This is a genomic window from Enterococcus sp. AZ179 (genome assembly GCF_050498885.1).
Classification (GTDB): Bacteria; Bacillota; Bacilli; order Lactobacillales; family Enterococcaceae; genus Enterococcus_D; species Enterococcus_D entomosocium.
This window is the reverse complement of record NZ_JBMHEO010000001.1, coordinates 1,542,187-1,565,268: the sequence shown is the minus strand read 5'-3', so window position 1 is coordinate 1,565,268 and position 23,082 is coordinate 1,542,187. Positions and strand designations below refer to the sequence as shown.

The following is a 23,082-nucleotide window of genomic DNA, read 5'->3' as shown; positions in this document are numbered from 1 at the left end:
GGTCACTCCTTCTTTATCCGATTATGAAAACAATCTTCTAGTTCTTTAATCGGATCTTTTGCTAGAAAAGTTAAGCATCTTCACCAGACATATGTATCTTTTGGATCAGCAAAGCGCGTATAGCCGCCTTGGTATTCATCACGAACCAAGCGACCGTTTTGCAGCTCGACCACCCGATTACGGACCGTATTGACCATCGTACTGTCGTGGGTCGCCAAGAGGATCGTGGCACCGACTTGATTGATCCGCAAGAGTAGTTTCATGACTTCAACGGCTGATTTCGCATCCAGATTGGCGGTGGGCTCATCGGCGATCAAGACTGCTGGCTCTGTGACGATCGCCCGCGCGATCGCTACTTTTTTGCGCTGTCCCACGGAAAGCTCTTCAGGATAGTGATCCTTTTGAGGAAACATACCCACCAGTTGCAGTGCTTTGGCGGTTTTTTCCTGACGCAGCTTACGGGGAGTGCCAAGTACTTGCAGCGCATAGTCAACGTTTTTGGCAACCGTCAGATAAGGAAGCAAAAGGTCTTCTTGTCCGACGATACCGACTTGTCGTCGAATCATATAGAGATGACGGTCTTTGAGTTGTTCCAACAAGACATTGCCGACTTGGATAGAACCGGCCGAAAGCTCTTCTTCTTTCAAGAGCAATTTGAATAAGGTCGATTTGCCGGCACCACTGGGACCCACCACATAGATAAATTCTCCTTGAGGGATCGCAACAGAAATATCGGCCAATGCCAACGTACCATTGCTGAATTTTTTACTGACCTTGGTTAAGCGAATCATGTTCTTTCTCCTCTAATCTGTAAAACGATTGATCACGGACCACATCTCGTCAGCTGTCTGCATGGCTTTCGTATTCAATCCATACGCACGCTGGGTCGTTAACAAGTCTGTCATGGACGTCGCTAGATCCACCGTCGACTGTTCTAACTGTCCTTGCAACACGCTGCCAAAGGCTGCCGGATTGGTTTGCGAAGTAAGCAACGCTTGATCACCGGCACTGTACAGTTGGTTGCCCATTGGCGTGATGTTTTCTGTATTCGTCGGCTGATAAAGGGTCAGCTGTCCCAACACGCGAGTCTGACCATTTTCTTCCGTCGTCAACTGACCGCTGGCATCTATTGCGATTTGCTGCGCATCTGGCCACTGCGCGGTCGGTACGTTTGTGGTCATTGCCACAGGGTACCCTTCACTATTGACTAATTGCTTGTTCTCACTTAAATGAAAATTGCCTGCTCGACTTAGCAGCAATTGACCGGTTTGGTCCCGAACCCCGAAAAAGCCATTGCCTTGGATCGCGAGATCTAATGGCTGAGCAGTGCCCGCCAGATTGCCTTGGGCAAAACTGGTGGTCGTGGTTGCCTTCGCCCCCATTGACGCACCATATTGGGCGGCGTTGCCATTAAACAGCGTTTCTTCTGCACCGATGGCATTTTCCATCAATGCTTGAAAGTGCGTCGTTTGTGCTTGGTAGCCATTGGTATTGACGTTGGCGATGTTGTTGGCTGTCGTGTCTAAGTTTGTCTGCAAATGATTCAACCCAGAACGGCTGATTCCTAATAATCCACTGATATTCATTGACTCATCCTCAAATCTTTCCTAATTCGTTGACCGCTTTTTGCAATGTCTGATTCGTTGAACTCAAGGCTTTCTGATTGGCTTCAAATTCCCGAGAAGTCTGGATCATCGCCACCATTTCATCGGCAACCGCTACATTGGCTTGTTCTAAGGCACCTTGCTGGATCACGGATGCATTCACCGTGGTTCCTGCTGCGTTGCTAGTCACATAGTTTTGACCAGCTGTAGTCAATGCTTCTGGGGGAAATGTTTGGATCTGAAAGTTCGCTGGTCCCAAGGCGCTGACTGCTTGTCCATTGGCACCTAAGACAAGATAGCCTTCTTGTGTTACGTATTGATTCTGCTGATTGACGGTAAAGTCGCCATTTCTCGTATACAACCGCTGCCCCGCATTGTTTTGAACGACAAAGTAGCCTTCGGAAAGCAGTGCAAAATCACTGGCTTGTCCCGTCTGTTTGACAGCGCCTTGGTCTTGACTGATGGTACTGCCTGCCAATTGGGTCCCTAAAGACAACCCACCGATATCGCGACGAGTATCCGCATTGGGCCCGCTTTGGTAATTATGCAGCACCACTTCATCTAGCGCCGACTGGAACAAGGTTTTTGCTTGATACCCTGTTGTATTGACATTGGCAATATTGCCGCTCGTCGTCTCTTGTCGCTTTTGTAATAATGAAATGTTCCGTGATAAGACATCCAATCCTCGAATCATGCCAGTTCCTCCTCAATCAATGTGCGTAATTTGGCAATCGTTTTGCCGTGAATTTGTGAAACTCGTGGAATCGAGACTTCTAAGATTTCAGCGATTTCTTTTAACGTCAGTTCCTCGGTATAGTACAAACTTAAAATCAATTGTTCTCGTTCCCCTAATTTTTTGATGCACGCCACCAAGGCGGTGCGTTTTTCTTCAGCGACCAAGGTATCTTCGACATTTTCGGCTGGATCCCGAACCATATCTTTTAAGGTCATGCCTTCTTCTTGGTAAGCAAACAAGGTATCTTCCAAAGAGACGCTGGCTAAGTAGTGCAGACTCTCATAAATATCCGCTAATTGACTTTGGTTGATTCCCAGCTGTTTGCAGATCTCGGTGTCGGTCGCTTCTCTTTTGAGGCTTTGCTCCAACTCTTGCCGTGCTTGATAAAACTGATTGACTGCCGCCATTTTGTATCGGGAGATTTTGGCGTGCTTGCGTACTTCATCAATAATTGCCCCTTTGATACGAATCGCTGCATAGCTTTCAAAAGGAACTTTTTTTGAGGGATCGAATTTCCGCAAGGCATCCATCAGCCCAATCACCCCAATATTGTAGAGATCGCCTGATTCATAATCGGCGGTTTTGATAGACAGGCGCTGAACCACCCGTTCCACTAGCGGCAGATACTTGATGATCTCCGCTTCTCGATCGACTTCATACATCGGCGATGCCCCTTCCTAAGAAAATTCTGCTTAAATGTCAATACTGCCCACCGTTTCGATCGCAATTTCATTGGGAATCTCATTCAGAGAAAGAACGGCGATATCTGGAAAATTAAAAACGATCATTTTTTTGAATGCTAACCGGATCTTAGGCGATGCCAGAATCACGAAATTGATATTTTGAGCGATCGCCGCATGTTGGATCCCACTGATGGAATCCAACAGCTTGGTCACGGTATCTGGTTTTAAGACCGGGTACGAGCCAGTTGCGGTTTTTTGGATACTTTGAGCGATGATTTCTTCTAGTTTCGGCTGGATCACCGCCACTTGCAGCTCGTGGTTCTCATTGGCATACTTGGCAGCGATCGTCCGTTTCAGTGCTTGGCGAACATATTCTGTCAAAACTTCTACGTCTTTCGTGACAACGCCGTAATCGGCTAAGGTTTCTAAGATCGTTGCTAAGTCATTGATGGGAATTTGTTCATCCAATAAATTTTGTAAAACTTTTTGGACCTCGCCGAGCCGCAAAATATCGGGGATCAATTCATCGATCACGACATTGTACTGCTCTTTGATGCCCTCCAATAATTTCTTGACTTCTTGGCGACCTAACAGCTCTGGTGCATGGGCATAGATGATTTCTTTTAAGTGTGTTGCGATCACGGTCAACGGCTCGATAATCGTAAACCCTTGCAGATCCGCCATCTCCTTATCGGATTCATCGATCCACATAGCATCCAGATGAAAGGCTGGTTCTTTTGTTGTGATTCCTTGAAAAGGAAATGGCTCTTCATTCGGGCTGATCACCATGACTTTGTTCGGGTAAATATCGCCGCGGCCGACTTCGTTGCCGCGGATCTTGATCACGTAATCATTGGCATCCAAATAGAGATTGTCGCGAATACGAACGGGACTGACTAAGATCCCTAATTCTCTGGCACTCTGTTTACGGATCGCCACGATGCGGTTCATCAAGCTGTTGTCGATCGAACGATCCACGATAGGGATCAAACCATAACCGATTTCCACTGAGATTGGTTCCACTTGGAAGGAAGCCACGGAATCGTCTTCTTCCTGTGCTTCTTTTTTGAGTTCCAGTGCCAGTTTTTGTTCCCATTGTTTTTGTTCCACTCGCTGCTTTTCTTCTTTTTGCGTCACCAGAAAGCTGGCTACGAAAAGGCCTAAGCCAATCAACACAAAAGGAACAAAAGGAAACCCGGGAACTAAGGCTAAAACGAAGAGAATCGCCCCCACGATCCGAAACAGTTGGGGATTACGCATCACATCTGCCGCAATATCCAAACCAAAGGAACTATCGTTATCGGAACGAGTCACGATCACCCCAGAAGCAATCGAAATCAGTAAAGAGGGAATCGAGCTGACCAAGCCATCCCCGATCGCCAGTTTCCCGAATTGGGCGAAGGCTTCCATGACGGTCATTTGTCCCCCCATGGAGAAAATGATCGCCCCACCAACTAAATTGATGACAGTGATCAAGATCCCTGCGATCGCATCTCCTTTGACAAACTTGCTGGCACCATCCATCGAACCAAAGAAATCAGCTTCTCGCTGCAGATCTTTTCGTCGTTTGCGGGCATCCGCTTCTGTGATCAAACCGGCATTTAGGTCGGAATCAATCGCCATTTGCTTGCCGGGCATCGCATCCAATGTGAATCGAGCAGTCACCTCTGAGACACGCCCTGCACCATTGGTCACGACGACTAGCTGAACGACCATGATGATCACGAACAAAATGATCCCCACGATATAATTGCTGCCGGCAACGACATTGGCAAAGGCATCGATCACGTGTCCGCCATTTCCTTGGGTCAAGATCAAACGAGTGGAAGATAGGTTCAAACCTAAACGAAACATCGTTGTGATCAGCAGCAAGGTTGGAAACGTAGTGAATTCCAACACTGATTTGGTAAACAGGGTGATCAGTAAAATGTTGATCGCAATCGTCAAATTGATAATGATCAAAATATCTAATAATGCACTCGGTAATGGAATAATAATCAAACCAATAATAGCTAGGACGATCACCGAGATTAAGATATCCGCCAGACCAATGCCTTTTTTCGGTTTTGAGGCAGCCTCATTCATTTTTGTTCCTCCTGTTTCCTTAAATCTTGCCGCGTTGGCTTTCTTCTAACTGATAGACCAAAGCGATGATTTCGGCAATGGCTTCATACATTTCAACAGGGATCAGATCCCCGGGTTCTACTTGACGATAAAGGGCCCGTGCCACTTCACGGTTTTCGATCTGTGGGATATTTTCTTTCAGGGCTTCTGCTTTCATCCGCTGCGCCAGCTGATCTGCCCCTTTGGCCAAGACCCGAGGCACCCCTTCACTGCTGGCATCGTAACGAATCGCAATGGCGAAGTGGGTCGGATTGGTGATCAAAACCGTCGCTTCTTTGACGTTGGCGATGGCATTTTGGGTCATCGCACGGTACTTCGCTTTGCGCTGTGCTTTGACTTGCGGATCACCTTCCATTTGCTTGAACTCTTCTTTGACTTCCTGCTTGCTCATCATCAAGTTCTTACGATGGCTATAGCGCTGGTAGCCGTAGTCGACTACGGCTAAAATGATCAAGAAAATCGAAATCTGTAAAAACAATTCTTTGGCCCGCAGCAGCATGAACAGGATCGTTTTTTCCAACCCCACTTCACTCAAACCCAGTAAAACAGGGACGGCGGCTAAAAATTGTTGATAGCACAAGTAGACGATCACGCCGAATTTCGCCAATGTTTTGCCTAAATTCATCAACGAGCGCAAACTGAATTGCTGCTTGATCCCGCTGATGGGGTTCAGCTTTTTAAAATCTGGTTTGATGGCCTTGCCGGAAAACAACAGACCGACTTGGGCATAATTCGTGATAAGCCCGACTCCGAGCGCAACCAGAAAGACGGGCGCACACAACAAAAGCAGCAGCAAGATACTCTGCACCCCCAGTTTTGGCAGATCCGCCAAACTGGTTTGATAATCAGCCAGCTGCGCCAAACTTTGGGAAAAATAAGGCAAAAAAGAAGCGGCGAAAAACTGCCATAAAGACAGGATCAAAAATGAGAAGACCAGCAGCGAAACAGCAGCTGCTAATTCCTGGGTCTTAGGTACCTCCCCGCGTTTGCGGGCATCCCGCAGCCGCTTGGCACTGGGTAGCTCGGTTTTGCCATCTTTTTCTGCCATCTTCTCACCTCCTGCTGGCTGCCTGTTACTTTATTGAAAGGACTCGATAAACTCCTGCAAGTAGCGGACCGTATCTGGCAAGTGTTTGCCTAAGTACGAAAGGACATTGGGTAATAGCAAGAGAAACACCACAAAACTGATGGCAGTTTTCATCGAGAGACTCATCATCAAAATATTGATCTGGGGGATCGAACGAGAGATCACACCTAGCACTAGGTCCACCAACAGCAGCGCAATGATCATTGGTGCCGCAAGATTGACTGCCATCACCATCATTTGGCTGAAAAGTTTGACGATGCCTTCAACCGTCGTGCCTTGGATCACCACAGAGCCTAAGGGCACGATCCGAAAAGACAACAGCAGTGCTGTGATCAGTCGATGATGCAGATCAAGACCAAAAAACACAGCGATCGTCAGCCAATAGTACGTTTTGCCATACTGGGAAGAGGCGATTTGCAACGTCGGATCATAGGCTTGCGCCATCGAAAAGCCTACTTGAAAGTCGATCAATTGGCCCGCAATTTCCACACCGGTAAAGACCAGCTGGCTCAAATAGCCCATCGCCATCCCAAACAGTACTTCTTTGATGACGAAAACCGTCAGCATAAAGAGGGAAAGCTCGGGAATCGCAGGTGCCGTCGGCAGACATAGGACCGTCAACGCCATGCCAATCACGATTTTTGCCAGTGACGGAAAATTTTGCTGTGAGAAGATCGGACAAAGGACGACAAACGCCAATATTCGACAAAAAATCAACACCGTCGCTTGAATCGTCGCCATCAGGTTTCCTCCTTACATTGCCGCAATCATTTTGAAGATCATTTCGGTAAAATTCAACAAGAGATTCAGCATAAAATTTCCCGCTAAGATCAAAGTCAAAAAAATCGCTAATAGTTTCGGCACAAAGCTCAACGTTTGTTCTTGGATTTGGGTAGTGGCTTGAAAAATACTGATCACCAATCCAACGAGCATGCCAACCAATAAGGCGGGGCCAGATATCGCTAGAATTCGAAGAAAGGCTTCCCTTAGCACATCAAGTACCATTTCTACTGTCATTTCCTCTTGGCTCCTTTCTTAGCGGCTATTGAAAGCTCTTGATCAGCGACTCCACGATCAGATACCAGCCATCCACTAAAACAAAAAGTAAGATCTTGAAGGGCAGTGAGATCATGATCGGCGACAGCATCATCATCCCCATCGACATCAAGATACTAGAGACGACCAGATCAATGATCAAAAAGGGGATAAAAATCAAAAAGCCGATACTGAAAGCCGTTCGTAACTCACTGATAATAAACGCCGGTACCATAACGGTCAGAGGAACATCGTCAGAAGAATGATACTTTTCGGTCTCCCCATCAGCTTCCGCAAACAAGGCAATGTCTTTTTCCCGTGTCTGTACCATCATAAAGGCCTTGATCCGTTTTTCTGAGCGGTCAAAGGCTTCGGCTTGGCTGATCTCTTGTCGATCAAACGGTTCAATCGCTTGCTGGTAGACGTCGGTATACACAGGTTTCATAATAAAAAATGTCAAGAATAAGGCCAACCCGATCAACACTTGATTGGGCGGGTTTTGCTGTGTACCTAACGAACTGCGCACAAAGGACAAAACCATGATGATACGAGTAAAAGAAGTCATCATGATCAGCAAGACTGGTAAAAGGGAAAGCAGCGTCAGCAACAAGAAAGTATTGATCGTATCACTTGAGCCATTCCCATTCGACAATAAATTGTTGATGGTGGAACTGACGTCTTCCGTGTCTAGCGCAAATGCCGTCTGCGGAAGCATCAGACTGCTGAAAAGGACCGCAGCCATGATCTTGATATCTCTGCCTTTGATCTTCATTTTTGCTTGCCTCGTTTTCCAGCAATTTCCGCCTTGGCTTTGTTTAGCCATTCAGAAAAATCTTTGCCAGCTTGCACTTGGGTGCTTTCTAGGCTTTGCTGTAAAAAAGCGGCCGTTTCTTCTTGCGTCAACTCTTTGATGATCTGATTTTGCTGTTCAGAAAAGCTCATGACATAACATTTGTCCATGATTTGGACGATCCCGATCGAAGACGACTTGCTGACGGCGATTTTTTGCAAAATACGCAACTGGTGATTGTGCTGGTTCGTGTAACGATTCAAATATTTCAAACTAATGTTGATCAAATAAAGAATAAGCAGCAAAAACCCAATCATTTTGACCAGCGATAAAAATGTTTCCATCAACATGCCTCTTTCTATTGGATCACTAAATCCGTCACATAAACATCCTTGGCGATTTCTGATCCGTATTCCTGATTAATTGTTTCTTTCAATGCTTTTTTTAAATTCGGTACACTTTCGGCGGAGCTCAAAATACCGCTGGCCTTTTGTTGGCGCAATAAGTTTACGACGCTGTCACGAATGACAGCCACATTTTTCGTGGCTTCCGCGCTTTTTTCCTCATCCGCCACTAAAATCGATAAATTGACCTTCATGTATTGCTGCTCTTGGTTGTCTTCTTTTGCCAGATTGACTAAAAATTCATCCAATGCCACGATCGCTTCGTCTGAGGAGATTTTGCTGCTGTCTTTTGCTGTTTCAGCAGCTGCTGTTTTTTCCCCCGTCAAAAAGTGATTCGTCACTAAGGTTCCGCCGATACTGCCGCCGACTACCACGATCAAGAGGATCGGCAGTAAAACAACCATGTTCAAGCCTTTTTTCTCTTTTTCTGCTTTTGGTACTTTTTCTTCTTTTGCCATCTTTCCCACCCTTACGTTTTCACTTGGTTCGAATGGATCACCGTATGATACTCGATCACCCGCTGCGCAACTTCTTGCGCAGCTTCCGTCACCACTAAGGTTTTGCCGTCTGTCAGTGTGATCAATGTATCCGGCATTTCTTCGATCCGATAAATCAATGTTGGATTTAAATAGAATGGCTTGCCATTCAATGCGGTCACTAGAATCATGGTCAAACTCCTCTCAATGATGAAGCGTCACGTTCTTAACGTTTTAGATTCAATAATTCTTGCAGCATTTCATCAGAAGTCGTAATACTTCTTGAATTTGCTTGATAGGCACGGCTCGCAATGATCATTTCGGTAAATTCTGTCGAAAGATCGACATTCGACATTTCCAAGGCACCTGCTTGCAGCGTTCCCGCTCCATTATTGCCGGGGCCTGCAACGATCGCATTTCCTGAGTTGCTGGTTTGGATATAGTTGTTGCCGCCGACTTTTTCTAAGCCTTCTGGGTTATTGAAGGTTGCGACACCGACTTTTCCCATCACAAAGGTTTGATTGCCGTATTTTGCCAACACTAAGCCATTGGCATCGATTGCCATGGAGTTATAGGTCAAGGTTTCCCCATTGACGGTCAGTGTGCTTGGAATCGACAAGGGAGATACCGCACCTTGTCCGCTCAATGCCGTGTTTTCATCAAAGTTGTCATCATAGACAACTGGTTGACCGCCATTGACTGAACGACCTAAGACTTGCATCCCATCACTATTGGTCAAGGTTCCGTTGCTGTCGCGAACAAATGCGCCATCTCGTGTGTAATAGGTTTCGCCATTTGCTCCTGGTCCTTGTACCATAAAGTAGCCTTGTCCGCTGATATAAAAATCCATGCTGCGGCCAGTCGATTGCGGGGCACCGACTGTATTGATGGTATCGATGGAGCCCGTCTGAACCCCTAAACCGATCTGCGTTGCATTGATCCCGCCTAAGCCGTTGCCTGGTGCAGTTGCGTTAGACATCGTTTGGCTCATCATGTCTTGGAAAAGGACTCGACTTGATTTGAACCCAACCGTATTGACGTTGGCGATATTATTTGAAACCACGTCCATTTTCGTTTGAAGATTTTTCATTCCACTGACACCTGAATATAATGATCGTAACATGCTTATTTTCCTCCTTATGGTTGGCGTATTTTCCTCTGTCATTCAGAAAATACTTGCAGCCCCTTTTCAGTCCAGCTGCTATTTGATAAATGTGGCGCTGTCAATATTGGTGACGGTGTGAAGCTCATTCATCCCCATCGCCGTAATGATGGTTCGTGAATGGACATCGGCGATCAAGCCCATATCTTTGTAAACAAGCAGTGATTCTTTGCTGCCTTTTTCCGCTAGCTCGCTAAGCGCCGTTGAAAGGGATTGGTAATCATCGTCTTGTAAGGTCAATTCCCTTGCGGTCAAACGCTTTTGCGCATGGTGCGAGACTTTGATGTCATTTTGTTTTTGTTCAAGCATTGAAGAGAAGGCTTGTTTGTCCACGGCTTTGCGGGGATTTTGATAAGGCTCCCCGGCAACTTTTTGCAGCCCCTGTTGAATCGTCAAACTCATTTTGCTTCGCCGCCAATCTCTTGGATCGCACTCATACTGTATTCTTTGCCATTTACGACGATCGTGGCGTAGCCATTGGCAAAGCGGACCTTTTCGATGGTTCCTGACAATGTTTCTGTGCCGTCCATCAGAGTGACTTGTTTATTGATCAAGCTAAAAGCTTGCTGCTGTTGCTGTAAAATCACCGAGGTCGTCAACGTTTCGCTCAATTCATTCAAGCTCTCTAAGGTCGTAAATTGAACCAGTTGCGAGATATAGTCGGTGCTACCACCACCAGAAGAATCGCTGCCTCCCATCGATGGGTTGCTCATAGATGCTGCTAAGATCTTCAAAAAATCATCCATGGAGATATCTGAAGATTTTTTTGTTTGCGTTAATGCCGATGTATTGGCAATACCGGCCGCAGCTGCTGTAATTTCATCTGCCATAGGTCTCCTCCTTTACACTAAAATACTGATCGCATGATCGATCGGTGCTAATTGCTGCTCTTCTTCAACCGTATTGCTTTGATGAAATGGCTTTTTGCTTTGTCCTTTTTGAGCCTGTAAAAAACGCTGTTGGTTTAACTGACTGTCACTTGCCATCATACTGCCGGCAAAGGATTGATTTGACAGCGGACCAGCCTGCTGGACAGAAGCTAACGTAGGTTCTTTGATTGCTAGGATCGGCTGCTCTTGCTTTTGCAAAACTTGCTCTAGCTCATGCTTGATGGACAGCAATAATTCTTTGGCTTGCGGCTGCTGAACGGTCAGTTCTAAGCGGCTGCCTTGGGCATTCGTTTCTAGAGAAAGCTGGATCGTGCCTAATTTCTCGGGAACGAATTGCAACGTGATTTTTTTCTCGCTTGACGTGTTGCTCGTTTGGACGAGTTGGGCAGTCGCTTTTGCTAAGGGCAGAGCCGCTTGCTCCATACTCGCTTTTGTTGGCGCTAGTCCTTGCTTGCTCAAAAGGGGAGAAACATCAAGCAGTTGCAGTGCTGGTGTCGCCATTTCATTGTCGGTTACTGCCGAAAAAGCAATGGCTTGTGCAGAAACAGCTTCCGTATTTTTGGCGACTGTTTCCTTCGTGCTTTGCAAGGTGCTAGTCGTATCCGTCGCTTGGTGGGTCACTGGCGACACTTGATCCAATGGTCCCGTTTGGCCCAATTGAGCGGTCCCTTCGGTGGACTGTTTCAGCTGTGCTTCTGTCGTCTGCGCAATCGAGGCTTTTGTTACTGAATCGATTTCCTTGAAAGTCGCGATCCCTTTTGCCGTGGACTGCTCTTCGCCTACTAAGTCTTCTGGCAAAGGCGTTTCAAGCGTTGGTGCTGCGGCTTCACTTCTGTCATTTGTCATCAAATCCAGACCTTCAAGCGTAGACTCGGAGGGGTCGATGACTGTGGTGGCTACGTCTATTGGTGCTAAAGCTGCTGTGGCGCTTGTTTGGTTCTGCTCCGTCGTTACCATTGATGCCTGTGCCGCTTCCTGAACCAAGCCTGCAAAAGGTGTCTGGCTGATCTGGCTCATTTCTGGCGCTTGCGTCGTTGCAGATTGTTCAGCTGCTGAAGTGATTTCTGACTCCTGCGGCAGATGTTCCATACTGCTGGCCGTACCCATTTCTGGTGCGGCGGCGATTTGCTCCGTCATCCCTGATGTTTCGATAGGGGCTGGCAGTTTGCTGCCTGCTTGAACTGTCAGCTGTCGCATCATCAAACTGAAGACCTCTGGTGACGCCTCCATCTTTTTTGATTTGCTACCGACAGGTACAGCGGTTGCGGCACTTGTTGTGATCTCTTTCATTGTTCACCTCCTCTCAGCTAATGCTTTAAAACCAAGGTCATCTCATCACTAAAACATTAGTTCTTTAAGAAAATAAGGCGCGATTGCCGAACTCATCCAATTGTTTTTGCTCTTCCAATTGCTGTTCATAGGTGTATTCAGCAAATTGTTTTTCTCGCAGTTTTTCCACGATCTTGCGTTCCTGCTGCGCTTCTACCACTACCGATAAAGACTCTGCCAATTCTTGCTTCACGTGAAACATTTTGTTCTGAACCTCATCGATGGTGGCATTCAAAGCAAGCAAATAGCGTTGCTGCACTTGCATCCGCCCAATGGTCATTTCATTGACATCAAAAAGCTGGGCTTTTTCCTGTGCCAGCGTGTTCAGGTGCTGTTCTTGCTGAATCAACAATTGCTGTTTTTGGGCGTACGCTCGTTTGGCTTCTTGCTCAATGGTTTTTCGGTGATCCAATACTTTTTCTAAGGAAAAGTGAAATGCTTGCATGTTTGCTCCTTTATGATCTGTTTTACATGGTCGAACGCTGGCGCTCGATCAGCGCTTCTTCACTGAACAAATGCGCCAATTCAAAAATCGTTTGTTCAAATGGGATCCGCTCATCCACTTTTTGCTGTAAAAACCTTAGGATGGGGTGATGCAACGCGATCGCTTGGTCGGTCAACGCATTACTGCCGCTTTTGTAAGCACCGATATCGATCAAATCCTTGGCCTCTGCATAAACGGCCATGTTTTCTTTTAGTTCCCCCGCATGTTCATGCTGTTCCTCAGAAACGAGGGTCTTCATCAAACGGCTGAGGCTGTTTTGAATATCGATGGCAGGATAATGGTTTTGAGCGGCGATTTTCCGTGACAACAGAATATGACCGTCAAGAATTCCACGCACCGCATCAGCGATCGGTTCATTCATGTCATCACCTTCTACCAAGACGGTATAAAAGGCAGTGATCGAGCCTTTGTCAGACATCCCACTGCGCTCTAACAACTTCGGTAAAGCTGTAAACACAGAAGGGGTATAGCCTTTGGTCGTCGGTGGTTCACCTGTTGATAAACCGATCTCCCGCTGCGCCATCGCAAAACGGGTCACCGAATCCATCATCAATACGACTTTCTTGCCTTGATCGCGGTAATACTCAGCGATCGCCGTTGCCACATGAGCCCCTTTTAGTCGTACAAGGGGTGGCATATCGGAGGTAGCACAGACAACGACCGACTTGCGGTAGCCTTCTGGGCCTAGATCATTTTCAATAAATTCTTTGACTTCTCGTCCTCGCTCGCCGATCAAGCCGATCACGATGACATCTGCTTCGCAATAACGAGCCAGCATCCCCAATAAGGTACTCTTACCGACCCCGCTGCCAGCAAAAATGCCGATCCGTTGGCCAAGGCCGACGGTCAAAAGACCATCGATCGCCCGGACACCTGTCGGCATGATCTCAGCGATTTTTTGACGACGAAAGGGGTCAGGAGAATCTTGACTAACTGGATATTCTGACGCAGTTTCCAGATCCAGCGCCATATCTAACGGTCGCCCTAGTCCATCTAAGGTGTGCCCTAGCAGCGTATCATCGATTTTTACCGTCAACGATTTGCCAGTTGGCCGCACTAAACAGCCCGGTCCGATGCCTTCTAGCTGATCAAGGGGCATCAGGAGCACGGTTTTTTTCACAAAGCCCACGACTTCGGCTAAAGCTGTATGTGTCTTGTTTTGCAGTGCGACTTCACAGATTTCTCCTATGAAAACCGCCAACCCTTCGACTTTGATCAGCAGACCTACGACTTCGCTGACTTTGCCGTAAGTGGTAAAGAACGGCTGTGCTTGCGCTGTTTTGCGCAGCGCTGTGATCGGTAATTCAAACGTCATTCCTTCACACTGCTTTCTAAAAATTGGCTCAAAAAGCGAGCGATTTCTTCCCTCAGTTCAAAAACCACCAAGGCATTTTCAGATTCGATACAAAAATCGTGTTCCGCCAAGCCGTCATCTGCCATGAGTAAATAGCGAAACCCGCTGATCGTCTGTTTTTTGGTTTCCAACAATTCTCGCAACCCTGCAAGATGCTGCTCTTGGCTGCGAATAGTCACAAATTGATCGGGTTGTTCAAATTGCCATAGCACAGACTCCACAAAAGGCAGGAAGCCTGCTTGCTCGTCTGTAAAACGTTGATTGATCAAGGCTTCGGCGATTGCCGTGCCGTAAGCGATCATTTCTTGCTTTTTCTCTGAGCGAAAGGTGTTGATTTCAGAAACGGCTTCAGCGACATTGGCTTGGGCTTGTGTCATCAATGCTTGCGCGGCTTCTTTGCTGGCATTGAGTCCTTCTTGATAGCCTTGTTGAAAGCCGTCTGCTTGTCCTGCTTGAAAGCCTTCCGTTCTCGCTTCTGCTAGAATTTGCGCCGCTTGCGCTTGTGCATCGGTCAAGATTTGCTGTTTCAAGGCTTCCATTTGCTGCAGATGCCGTTCCTGCTCCAACTGGCGTGCACGTCTAGCCGCTTGCAGTTCTGGGTCTAAGCTCGATTTCTCAATCGGCGCTTTGATGGTCGTATCCGTCAAAATACTGCGAGCAGCTTCAGTCGTTTTGACCGCCTGCTGCTTCAATAAACTGCTATTTGACCACTGCATCTTGGTCGCCCCTTCCGATGTAGATCTCACCGGTTTCATCTAGCCGTCGAATCACAGCCACCACACTTTGTTGGGCTTCTTCTACAGCAGACAAGCGGGTAGGACCCATAAATTGAATTTCTTCTTGCAGATTTTCCACCGCCCGTGATGAGAGGTTGGAGAAAATAAAGTTCTTGATGTCGTCGGTCGTGCCTTTAAGCGCTAAGACTAAGACATCGTTTTGAACATCTCGCAAGACTTTTTGAACATCCAAGCGATCGAGGGTCACGATATCCTCGAAAGTAAACAAGCTTGATTTCACTTCGTTGGATAGTTCCGGTTGCCGCTTTTCCAAGTCGTTCAAAATGTTCTTTTCAGTACTGCGGCTGACTGAGTTCAAGATTTCTACCAGTGTATGCACACCACCGACATTTTCCGTATCGTTCTCAATGTAATTCGAGAATTTGTTCTCGATCACTTTTTCAATCCGTTCGATCACCAAAGGCGACGTACTGGAGATCGTCCCGATCCGTTCAGCGATCTCCACTTGCAAATGATCGGGAAACTGTGACAAGACGCTGGCCGCTTTGTCCGGCTGCATGTAGCACAAAATCAACGCTACCGTTTGTGGATGTTCGCCGATCAACAGATTGGTCAACTGTTGAACATCGGCTTTGCGAGCGATATTAAAGGGCCGTTCCCGCAGCTGAATCTGAGTCAATACGTCAATGACTTCTTTGGCTTTTTGAGGGCCTAATGCTTGGTTCAGCAAATTTTTGGCATAATCGATCCCGCCGTCTAAGACATATTTGCGGGCCGTTGCGGTATGAGAAAATTCCTCCAACACTTGATCCCGCTCTTCGGGACTGACAAAGTCGATGTTGGCGATCTCATAGCTCACTTTTTGTATAAATGATTCTGGCAGCAGCTTCATGATCTTTGCAGAGGTATCTGATCCTAGAGAAATCAGAAGAATCGCTGCTTTTTTTACCCCGTCTATTGTATCCATGGCTGCCCCCTTATTTTTCTTTCATCCAAGCTTTGATCAATTCCGCCGCTACTTCAGGATTGCTTTCGGCATAATTTCTAGCCGTTTGATCCAATGTTGGTTCTCCTGTATGTTCTGCTGTGGCTTCTTGTGTGGATGCTTCTGGCACCGCTGGTTTCGTTTCAGCAGACCGGTTACCGACACCGCCAAAAACGACTTCTTGTGCAACCGGGTTACTCGCTCCGATGCTAGCAGCGGATGGTTGTGCAAAAGTGACCATTTCATCCGTCACATCCACTTCCAACTCGTCTTCTTTGCGTCGGCGTCGGATCACGCCAACGATCATTAAGATCACCAAGAACAAGGTCAACACGATACCGCCGATGATGGCATACTTGACATAACCTTTGGCAGCTGCAATCTGTTCATTCCCTTGAGGATCAGCGGCTGGATCAACCTCTGCTTGGGCAAAGTCAAACCCTTGGATCGCAATTTGATCGCCACGATCATTGTCATAGCCGACGGCGCTAGCAATCAACTGCTGCAATTCTGCTTGATCCGCTTGCGAAAGGTTCGCATTGATCACGATTGAGCTGGTCATTCGTTCGATCATGCCAGGAGCCGTAATGGTCGTAGTGGTCTCGGTATCCAATTCATTTTCAACGGAGCGACTGTAGGAATTGTTCCCCTCTCCGTCCGTGCCCGTCACATTGGAGACATTGTCATCCACAGTCCCTGTTTGGGCTTCTTGGACGGTCCCTTGCGAACCAGCAGCCTGCACTGTTTCACTCTTGATCTCTGGGTCATCATAAGTGACTTTCTTCCGCTCGATCGAATCAAAATTCAAGTCTAAATTGATCGACACTTGGAATTTGTCTGCACCATAGATCGGTGTCAGCAACTTCGCTACTTTTTCTTCTAGCGTTTTTTCATAGGAATCTTTGATGGCAATGTATTTATTGTTTAAGCCACTTAATTGACTGGCTTCATCTTCGGTTCTAGTCAACGTATTGCCCGCGCTATCAACGACTTTTACATTTTCAGGCTTCAGCTTTTCCACTGCGCCGGAAGTCAAGGTAACGATCCCTTGCACGGACTCGTCTGAGATTTGCTGATTTTTCAAGGACAACACGATAGAGGCCGTCGGCGCACTTTCCTCCGAAGAAAAGACACTTTCTTCTGGCATCACGAGTAAAACTTTGGCGGATTTGACCGCATCGATCGACTCGATTGCTCGCTGTAGTTCGCCCGTTACTGCCCGCTGATACATGATTTTGCGGTCTTCATCCGTTGTCATCATGTTGGCATCATCAAATAATTCAAAGCCTGTACTGGTATTTGGTAACTTATTGTCCACGGCAAGATTGATGCGGTATTCATCGACTTGGTCCTTATCGATCAAAATAGTCGTCCCATTGTCGGCTAATTTGTAGGCGATCTGCTGTTCATCCAAATCCTTGCTGATCGTTCCCGCATCGGCATCGCTTAGATCCGTAAACAAGATACCGTATTCAATTCGCGTATTTAAATAATAAACAGCTGCTGTGATTCCGAGAACGCTGATAACGGAAAGAACAACGATCATTTTCTTTAAAGAGCTTTGCATTTGCCAACGGTCTTTGAGTTGTTCTGTCCATTCTTTCACTTTATCCATCATTTATTCTTATTCCCTCACCCACTGCTAAAACTGCATATTTTTCACGTCATTGTAAGCTTCTAAACACTTGTTTCGTACTTGAACGGCTGTTTGTAGCGCCAATTGCGCCTCCGTCATGCGAATCATCACATTGCCTAGATCGCTTTCATCGCCGGTGATCAAATTGACAGTATCTTGATCCATGACCGCCGTTTTTTGATTCAACTGATCGACCGCATTGGTCAAGTAGGAAGAAAACTGGTTTTCCTTGGTGCCCACAACACTAGTCTCGTTTGAAGCAGCCCCCGTGCCTAGTGTCCGCAAAACGTTTTGGTAGTCTGTTAATCCTGTCGTTAAAAGTCCATCCATTTTCTCGTTACCCCTTTGATATTTCTAATGCTTTTTTCAAGATTGTTTTATTCATTTCTGAAGCAGAAACATTGGCTTCGTACGTTCGAACCGCTTGCAACATTGCCACCATTTCATCGGCAATATCCACATTTGATTGACCGACATATCCCTCAGCGTTGGCAGCGGGATTGGTAGGATCATAGGTCAGTTTTTCCGTCTCATCGGCAGCGATCCCCGTCACTTTGACACCGTATGTAGCAGGTGTTCCTTCACGACTATTTTTTAAATTTTCTGAAAAAAGAATACTCTTTTTTTGATAAGCCGCGGTTGTTTGTGTTTGATTTGTATTTACATTTGCGATATTGCTGGAGATCGTATCTAGTTTTAACCGTTCCAATGCTAGACCGCTCGCGTTGATCGTTAGTCCGTTAAATATACCCATTTGTTTTTCCTGCGCTTTCTATCAATTACTCAAGACAAGGTTCATCATTTGCAAGCGTCCGTTGACTTGTGCGGTCAATGCACTGTAATACAACCCATTGGCTGCTTGATCCAACATCTCTACCTCAAGATCCACGTTATTGCCGTTGTCTTTGATACTGGTAGTTGCATTTTCAGTGATTTTCGGTTTTACTTGAGAAACTGACGCTTCTGTTACAGCGTCGGTCCCTGACGAAGCGAGTGCCTGCTTTAATTCGCTTTCAAACACGATGCGTTTTGCTTTGTACCCATCCGTGTTGACATTAGCGATATTAGACGAAATCAATTCTGCGCGTTGTGCAGAAACGTTCATAGCTGTTTTTAATAAATCATAGGTATCCAACAATAATTGCTCCTTCCACCTTCTGTACCAAACGTTTTTTTCATCGATGGAACAGAAACAAATATATTTATTTATTTTTTTGTTATAGATTAAAAAAACAAGAAGACGTGATGTCATTATAGTAGAATTATTTTTATTTTACAATTTGATTTTTGCAACTTTACGGATATGACATTTAAGTTACAGACGTGTTATGTTATTTGTTAAACACTGTTTCATCGCAATTTCGTCCCCAGTTATAAAAAGCAAACGATCGATATAAAGCGTTTTACAAGCATATCTATGCCTTTTGATCAAAATCAGTTTTTTGATAAAAAAACAAGTATTATTCGAAAAATTGATTAAAAAATTTTCATTTGTGCCTGTTGACATGACAAACCCTGAGAAACGCTTCACGAAAAAAAACGGTACCATCTATAAATATTCACAAAAATTGCAAGCTGTACCATTTCAACAATTTGACGAAACTTGTCAAAAAAAGAACAAAAAAAGGAGAAACAGAAAATTTATTTTAGTTATTTTTTGGATTATTTTTTTTTGCTATTAAGAATGATTTTAATTCACCGATAAAATAAATGAGGGTTTAAAACCTGGAAATAGAATTTAGGAGGACGCAACAAATGGATTTTTTCTTGCTGATCGGTATTATTTTAGGATTGATATCTGTGGTGGTTGGGATGATTGTAAAAGGTGCCAATGTGGCCGTTTTGATCAATCCGGCAGCCGCGATCATCATTTTCGTCGGTGTGATCGCAGCCGTTATCAATTCATTTCCCAGCAGTGATATCAAAAAAATCCCGAAGATCTTCGGCGTTTTGCTGAAAAATAAAGAATACGACTTAAAAACAACCATCAATACCATCGTTGAATTAGCTAACCAAGCTCGGCGCGATGGCCTACTATCTCTTGAAGGTGCTATCCAAAACTTAGAAGATCCTTTTTTAAAAAAGGGCTTGGAAATGGTGGTGGATGGCATCGCTGCCGAACAGATCCAAGAAATCATGGAAAATGAGATCTATGGGATCGAAGAACGGCATCGCATCGGCTCGGCTATTTTTAAAACCGCCGGCACGAGTTCCCCGACCTTAGGGGTGTTAGGAGCCGTGATCGGGCTGATAGGGGCGCTAGGCAATTTAGAGGATGTAGAAGCACTGGGTCATATGATCTCGGCGGCTTTTGTGGCGACCCTTTATGGTATTTTCTTCGGTTATGTGCTGTTCATTCCTTTTAGCTCACGATTAACTTTGAAATCGGAGCAAGAAGTCCAAATGATGTCGATCATCGTTGAAGGGGTCTTAGCGATCCAAGCCGGACAATCGCCGAAAAGTATTGAGAAAAAATTATACAGCTTGATCGATCCGAAAAAACGGCAAGAACAATTATAAAGGGTGAAGCGACATGAAGCGAAAAAAGAAACATGAAGAACATGTAGACGAAGCGTGGCTTTTGCCTTACTCGGATATGTTGACCTTGCTGCTGGCCTTATTCATCGTCATGTTTGCCATGGCGAAAGTCGATGATGAGAAGTTTCAAGAAATCCGAAGCGAATTCGGCACCATCCTTTCCAGCCACCACAGCAACGCCTCCGTCATCGGGTCAGTGATCGATATGGGCGAGACCACGCCGCGAAAAAAAGCCGCCACTTCTGCCGAAGCACAAGCGCAAGAAGCAGCGGTCCGGACCCAACTGGAAAATCAGCAGCTAGAAAAAATCAGCGACCAGCTGTCACAAGAACTCGCCGCTTCTGGCTTAAAAGACCAGACAGAAGTCCGCTTGGAATCCGATGGCTTGCATATCACGCTAGCCAGCAGCATCTTGTTTGCCTCTGGTAGCGCCGAGATCACGGACACCACTCGTCAGTCACTGGATCTACTATCGGACTCACTGAAAAAACTAAAAGCCAACAAAATCGTGATCGCCGGGCATACCGATAACGTACCGGAAAAAGGCAATGGCCGCTACCAATCTAACTGGGATCTTAGTTCCGCTCGTGCGATTACCGTTATGGAATACTTCATCAGCAAAGGCGCCGTTTTAGAAAAAAATGCTGCCATCCAAGCCTTTGCCGATACCGAACCGAAAGCCGATAACAACACCCCACAAGGCCGCTCGGAAAACCGCCGCGTGGAGATGATCATCCAGCGGACCGAAACGACACAATAGCCCGTAATAAGGTTTTATAAATATCATTATGAAAAGCCAAGATGAGCAACATTCGTCTTGGCTTTTTTGTAGTCTCCTCCTCAACAAACAAAAATCACTCATCAGCCATTCTTGCGAATAGCTGATGAGTGATTTTTTTGCTTGATTTATTTCTCCACTTCAAAACGATTGGTCAATCGCTTCAACTCTTCTGCAATGTCTCTGAGGTCTGCCACATGGTTGGTAAATTCATCCATGGTTGCCAAGACTTCTTCTGCATTTGCGGAAACTTCTTGTGTGCCAGCGGCATTTTCTTCCGTTGATGCGGAAATGTTTTCTAAGTTTTCCAGTACACTGTTTTGAATATTTTCGATACGGGCACTGGCTGCTTCAATATGATGGATGCCTTCGATCATATAGCTGCTGCGTTGGAAAACTTCTTTTGAAGATGAGATCGCTTCTTTGATCAAGTTGGTTTGGCGAACGCCGCCTTTGACAGACGCCGACGTTTGTTTGACCATTTGACTAGACTGCTCACGAATTTCTTCAATGATCGCTTCGATTTCTTTGGTAGAAGCTTTGCTTTGTTCCGCCAATTTACGGATCTCAGCAGCCACGACGGCAAAGCCTTTGCCAGACTCGCCAGCACTTGCGGCTTCGATCGATGCATTCAAGGCTAGCAAGTTGGTTTGGTAAGAAATATCGTTGATGACCCCAATGATCGAGTTGATATTTTGGATACTATCATTCATTCCCGTCATGTTCGACATCAAGCGCTCCATCTGTGCCAACTCTTGTCGCCAGCTGTCATCGACTTGATCCATGATCGTTAAGTTTTCTTGATTGATCTTCGTAGATTCTTGCGACTTGCTGCTCATGCCGCCAACATTTTCTCGTAATTCTTTCACGACCTGCGAGAGGTTTTGCATTTGTGACACGCTGTATTCTGTTTCTTGGGCTTGAGCACCGGTCACTTCAGCTATCCCCGTAATGGTTTGAGAGACTTCTTCTGTCGCAATATTGGTTTGTTTTGACAATTCTAATAAAGAATCCGACATTCCTGCGACACCGTTGCTTTCTTTTTGTACTTTTTGGATCAATGCACCCGTGCCTTCGATCATCACATTGTAATTGTCCGCCATTTGCTGGATCTCATTGCCTGCTTTGTCTGGATATACAACTCGGCGTGCCAGTTGATCCCATGTCCATTTTTCGCCTTTGGCTCGTTTGGTTTTGCTCATCTTCTCTAGTTTGCCTTCACCGACTTTTCTAAAGTAGCGATTGAAGCAATCGATGATCGCTGCGACTACTTTGATCGCGGCATACGAAACCAGTCCTACAAAGAGCAGCATCAAGATCGTAACGATAATCGTGGTGCGGACTAACGCCCCTAACTCTTTGTCTAGATCACTAGCTTTGACTTCGGAGTACGCCCAAACATTGGAATCAGCAGACTTGTCATACAACACATCATTGACTTTATTCGAGTCGCCTAAGCCAACCATACCTGTCGGATCTTTGGCGTCTTTGATTTTTTGGAACACTTCTTCTTCTTTGATATTCTTACCGATTTGCTTGGTATTTTTCGAGGTCACGATGACCCCAGATTCTGAAACTAAGGTGACATTCCCAGTCCGCCCTACGGTAAAGGAAGACAAGATGTTTTGAATACTTTCATAGGAAACATCGACGCTTAAAACCCCCACTTGATTATGGGAATTTTTGACCCGGATCGAAGCCGACGTCACAAATTGATTCGACACCGTATCTAAATAAGGTGCTGTCCAATACACTTCTCCTTCGGCTTTCACGGCCCCTTTGTACCACGGCCGAATTGTAGGCTTGTAATCATCCGGTAAGGGATTGAAGGTCACATACTCATCATCTTCTGTCCCAAAAGTTACTGCTAAGAAGCTGTTGCTCCCAGCAATCGCTAAAGAAAGATCTGAACGGATACGTCCCATGCTGAATTCTGTTTTCATCGCTGGCAGTTCAGCCATTGATTTCAATTTGCTTTCCGTCGATCGGCGCAAACTCTTTTCTTCCGCCAAGATCAAATTGACGGCACTTTCTTTGTTCAAATCATTTCGTTCAATCAATAAGTTCTTGGTGGTTAAATAGGAACTTGTCAGCATGACAATGATCGGGATCCCCGCAACCAGCATCAAGGTGATCATCACATAAATTCCTATCGTCTTTTTTCTTTTTTTCACAACTGTGCCACTCCTTCATTTCCAATTTCACACGATCCACTGAAGACTCGTCCGT

Annotated in this window: 27 protein-coding genes; 2 read left to right on the top strand and 25 right to left on the bottom strand. The window is 45.9% G+C overall.

Annotation, left to right across the window (positions count from 1 at the left end):
• Nucleotides 1-80: 80 nt before the first annotated feature.
• From IGI88_RS07415 to flgB, 24 genes are all read right to left on the bottom strand, one after another.
• Complete coding sequence (locus IGI88_RS07415; protein ID WP_005232774.1) at nucleotides 81-791, bottom strand: cell division ATP-binding protein FtsE; 711 nt, start codon at nucleotides 789-791, stop codon at nucleotides 81-83.
• Between the two features lie 12 nt (nucleotides 792-803).
• Nucleotides 804-1,586, bottom strand: coding sequence for a flagellar hook-basal body protein (locus IGI88_RS07410; RefSeq protein WP_139959983.1), 783 nt, complete (start codon nucleotides 1,584-1,586; stop codon nucleotides 804-806).
• 10 nt (nucleotides 1,587-1,596) lie between these two features.
• On the bottom strand, nucleotides 1,597-2,298 hold the full coding sequence (locus IGI88_RS07405) for a flagellar hook-basal body complex protein (RefSeq protein ID WP_194199379.1): 702 nt from the start codon (nucleotides 2,296-2,298) through the stop codon (nucleotides 1,597-1,599).
• Nucleotides 2,295-3,002, bottom strand: coding sequence for a sigma-70 family RNA polymerase sigma factor (locus IGI88_RS07400; protein WP_015508736.1), 708 nt, complete (start codon nucleotides 3,000-3,002; stop codon nucleotides 2,295-2,297). Before IGI88_RS07400 ends, IGI88_RS07405 begins: the two co-directional genes overlap by 4 nt.
• 30 nt (nucleotides 3,003-3,032) lie before the next feature.
• Nucleotides 3,033-5,108: a flagellar biosynthesis protein FlhA gene (gene flhA, locus IGI88_RS07395; RefSeq protein ID WP_194199380.1), complete on the bottom strand. Its 2,076-nt coding sequence runs from the start codon at nucleotides 5,106-5,108 to the stop codon at nucleotides 3,033-3,035.
• Between the two features lie 19 nt (nucleotides 5,109-5,127).
• Nucleotides 5,128-6,195, bottom strand: a complete 1,068-nt coding sequence (locus tag IGI88_RS07390; protein WP_005232780.1) for an EscU/YscU/HrcU family type III secretion system export apparatus switch protein — start codon at nucleotides 6,193-6,195, stop codon at nucleotides 5,128-5,130.
• Nucleotides 6,196-6,225: 30 nt separating this feature from the next.
• Nucleotides 6,226-6,975, bottom strand: coding sequence for a flagellar biosynthetic protein FliR (fliR, locus tag IGI88_RS07385; protein ID WP_016619533.1), 750 nt, complete (start codon nucleotides 6,973-6,975; stop codon nucleotides 6,226-6,228).
• 12 nt (nucleotides 6,976-6,987) lie between these two features.
• Nucleotides 6,988-7,251 carry a flagellar biosynthesis protein FliQ gene (gene fliQ / locus IGI88_RS07380; protein WP_005232782.1) on the bottom strand — a complete coding sequence of 88 codons (264 nt, stop codon included), beginning with the start codon at nucleotides 7,249-7,251 and terminating at the stop codon, nucleotides 6,988-6,990.
• A gap of 25 nt (nucleotides 7,252-7,276) precedes the next feature.
• The gene (fliP, locus tag IGI88_RS07375; protein WP_005232783.1) at nucleotides 7,277-8,041 is read right to left on the bottom strand and encodes a flagellar type III secretion system pore protein FliP; all 765 of its coding nucleotides are present in this window, start codon (nucleotides 8,039-8,041) and stop codon (nucleotides 7,277-7,279) included.
• On the bottom strand, nucleotides 8,038-8,403 hold the full coding sequence (locus IGI88_RS07370; RefSeq protein ID WP_008376622.1) for a flagellar biosynthetic protein FliO: 366 nt from the start codon (nucleotides 8,401-8,403) through the stop codon (nucleotides 8,038-8,040). Before IGI88_RS07370 ends, fliP begins: the two co-directional genes overlap by 4 nt.
• Before the next feature lie 14 nt (nucleotides 8,404-8,417).
• Entirely contained in the window at nucleotides 8,418-8,921 is a 504-nt protein-coding gene (locus IGI88_RS07365) for a flagellar basal body-associated FliL family protein (protein ID WP_008376623.1), read from the bottom strand.
• An 11-nt stretch (nucleotides 8,922-8,932) separates the two neighbouring features.
• Nucleotides 8,933-9,130, bottom strand: a complete 198-nt coding sequence (locus IGI88_RS07360; protein ID WP_005226609.1) for a flagellar FlbD family protein — start codon at nucleotides 9,128-9,130, stop codon at nucleotides 8,933-8,935.
• 35 nt (nucleotides 9,131-9,165) lie between these two features.
• Nucleotides 9,166-10,062 carry a flagellar hook-basal body complex protein gene (locus tag IGI88_RS07355; RefSeq protein ID WP_005232786.1) on the bottom strand — a complete coding sequence of 299 codons (897 nt, stop codon included), beginning with the start codon at nucleotides 10,060-10,062 and terminating at the stop codon, nucleotides 9,166-9,168.
• Between the two features lie 78 nt (nucleotides 10,063-10,140).
• The gene (locus tag IGI88_RS07350; protein ID WP_005232787.1) at nucleotides 10,141-10,503 is read right to left on the bottom strand and encodes a hypothetical protein; all 363 of its coding nucleotides are present in this window, start codon (nucleotides 10,501-10,503) and stop codon (nucleotides 10,141-10,143) included.
• The gene (locus tag IGI88_RS07345; RefSeq protein WP_003129052.1) at nucleotides 10,500-10,931 is read right to left on the bottom strand and encodes a flagellar hook capping FlgD N-terminal domain-containing protein; all 432 of its coding nucleotides are present in this window, start codon (nucleotides 10,929-10,931) and stop codon (nucleotides 10,500-10,502) included. The genes IGI88_RS07350 and IGI88_RS07345 overlap by 4 nt, the downstream gene beginning before the upstream one ends.
• A gap of 12 nt (nucleotides 10,932-10,943) precedes the next feature.
• Complete coding sequence (locus IGI88_RS07340; RefSeq protein WP_429960318.1) at nucleotides 10,944-12,281, bottom strand: flagellar hook-length control protein FliK; 1,338 nt, start codon at nucleotides 12,279-12,281, stop codon at nucleotides 10,944-10,946.
• 64 nt (nucleotides 12,282-12,345) lie between these two features.
• The gene (fliJ, locus tag IGI88_RS07335) at nucleotides 12,346-12,765 is read right to left on the bottom strand and encodes a flagellar export protein FliJ (protein WP_005232789.1); all 420 of its coding nucleotides are present in this window, start codon (nucleotides 12,763-12,765) and stop codon (nucleotides 12,346-12,348) included.
• Nucleotides 12,766-12,787: 22 nt separating this feature from the next.
• Nucleotides 12,788-14,140, bottom strand: coding sequence for a flagellar protein export ATPase FliI (fliI, locus tag IGI88_RS07330; RefSeq protein WP_005232790.1), 1,353 nt, complete (start codon nucleotides 14,138-14,140; stop codon nucleotides 12,788-12,790).
• Entirely contained in the window at nucleotides 14,137-14,895 is a 759-nt protein-coding gene (locus IGI88_RS07325; protein WP_194199382.1) for a hypothetical protein, read from the bottom strand. The genes fliI and IGI88_RS07325 overlap by 4 nt, the downstream gene beginning before the upstream one ends.
• Nucleotides 14,879-15,883: a flagellar motor switch protein FliG gene (fliG, locus tag IGI88_RS07320; protein WP_005226586.1), complete on the bottom strand. Its 1,005-nt coding sequence runs from the start codon at nucleotides 15,881-15,883 to the stop codon at nucleotides 14,879-14,881. The genes IGI88_RS07325 and fliG overlap by 17 nt, the downstream gene beginning before the upstream one ends.
• Before the next feature lie 10 nt (nucleotides 15,884-15,893).
• Nucleotides 15,894-17,516: a flagellar basal-body MS-ring/collar protein FliF gene (gene fliF, locus IGI88_RS07315; RefSeq protein ID WP_050790974.1), complete on the bottom strand. Its 1,623-nt coding sequence runs from the start codon at nucleotides 17,514-17,516 to the stop codon at nucleotides 15,894-15,896.
• A gap of 27 nt (nucleotides 17,517-17,543) precedes the next feature.
• Nucleotides 17,544-17,867: a flagellar hook-basal body complex protein FliE gene (gene fliE / locus IGI88_RS07310; RefSeq protein WP_005232801.1), complete on the bottom strand. Its 324-nt coding sequence runs from the start codon at nucleotides 17,865-17,867 to the stop codon at nucleotides 17,544-17,546.
• Between the two features lie 7 nt (nucleotides 17,868-17,874).
• Nucleotides 17,875-18,291 (bottom strand): flagellar basal body rod protein FlgC, encoded by a 417-nt coding sequence (gene flgC, locus IGI88_RS07305; protein ID WP_005232807.1) that lies wholly within the window; start codon nucleotides 18,289-18,291, stop codon nucleotides 17,875-17,877.
• A gap of 21 nt (nucleotides 18,292-18,312) precedes the next feature.
• Complete coding sequence (gene flgB, locus IGI88_RS07300) at nucleotides 18,313-18,672, bottom strand: flagellar basal body rod protein FlgB (RefSeq protein WP_034872092.1); 360 nt, start codon at nucleotides 18,670-18,672, stop codon at nucleotides 18,313-18,315.
• Nucleotides 18,673-19,292: 620 nt separating this feature from the next.
• Here flgB and motA point away from each other — a divergent pair.
• Together motA and IGI88_RS07290 are read left to right on the top strand one after the other, a co-directional pair.
• Nucleotides 19,293-20,057: a flagellar motor stator protein MotA gene (gene motA, locus IGI88_RS07295; protein ID WP_005232810.1), complete on the top strand. Its 765-nt coding sequence runs from the start codon at nucleotides 19,293-19,295 to the stop codon at nucleotides 20,055-20,057.
• A 13-nt stretch (nucleotides 20,058-20,070) separates the two neighbouring features.
• Nucleotides 20,071-20,835 carry an OmpA/MotB family protein gene (locus tag IGI88_RS07290; RefSeq protein WP_008376629.1) on the top strand — a complete coding sequence of 255 codons (765 nt, stop codon included), beginning with the start codon at nucleotides 20,071-20,073 and terminating at the stop codon, nucleotides 20,833-20,835.
• Nucleotides 20,836-20,981: 146 nt separating this feature from the next.
• On the opposite strand, the gene IGI88_RS07285 is transcribed toward IGI88_RS07290, so the two are convergent.
• Nucleotides 20,982-23,027 carry a methyl-accepting chemotaxis protein gene (locus IGI88_RS07285; RefSeq protein WP_101698738.1) on the bottom strand — a complete coding sequence of 682 codons (2,046 nt, stop codon included), beginning with the start codon at nucleotides 23,025-23,027 and terminating at the stop codon, nucleotides 20,982-20,984.
• Between the last annotated feature and the right edge of the window lie 55 nt (nucleotides 23,028-23,082).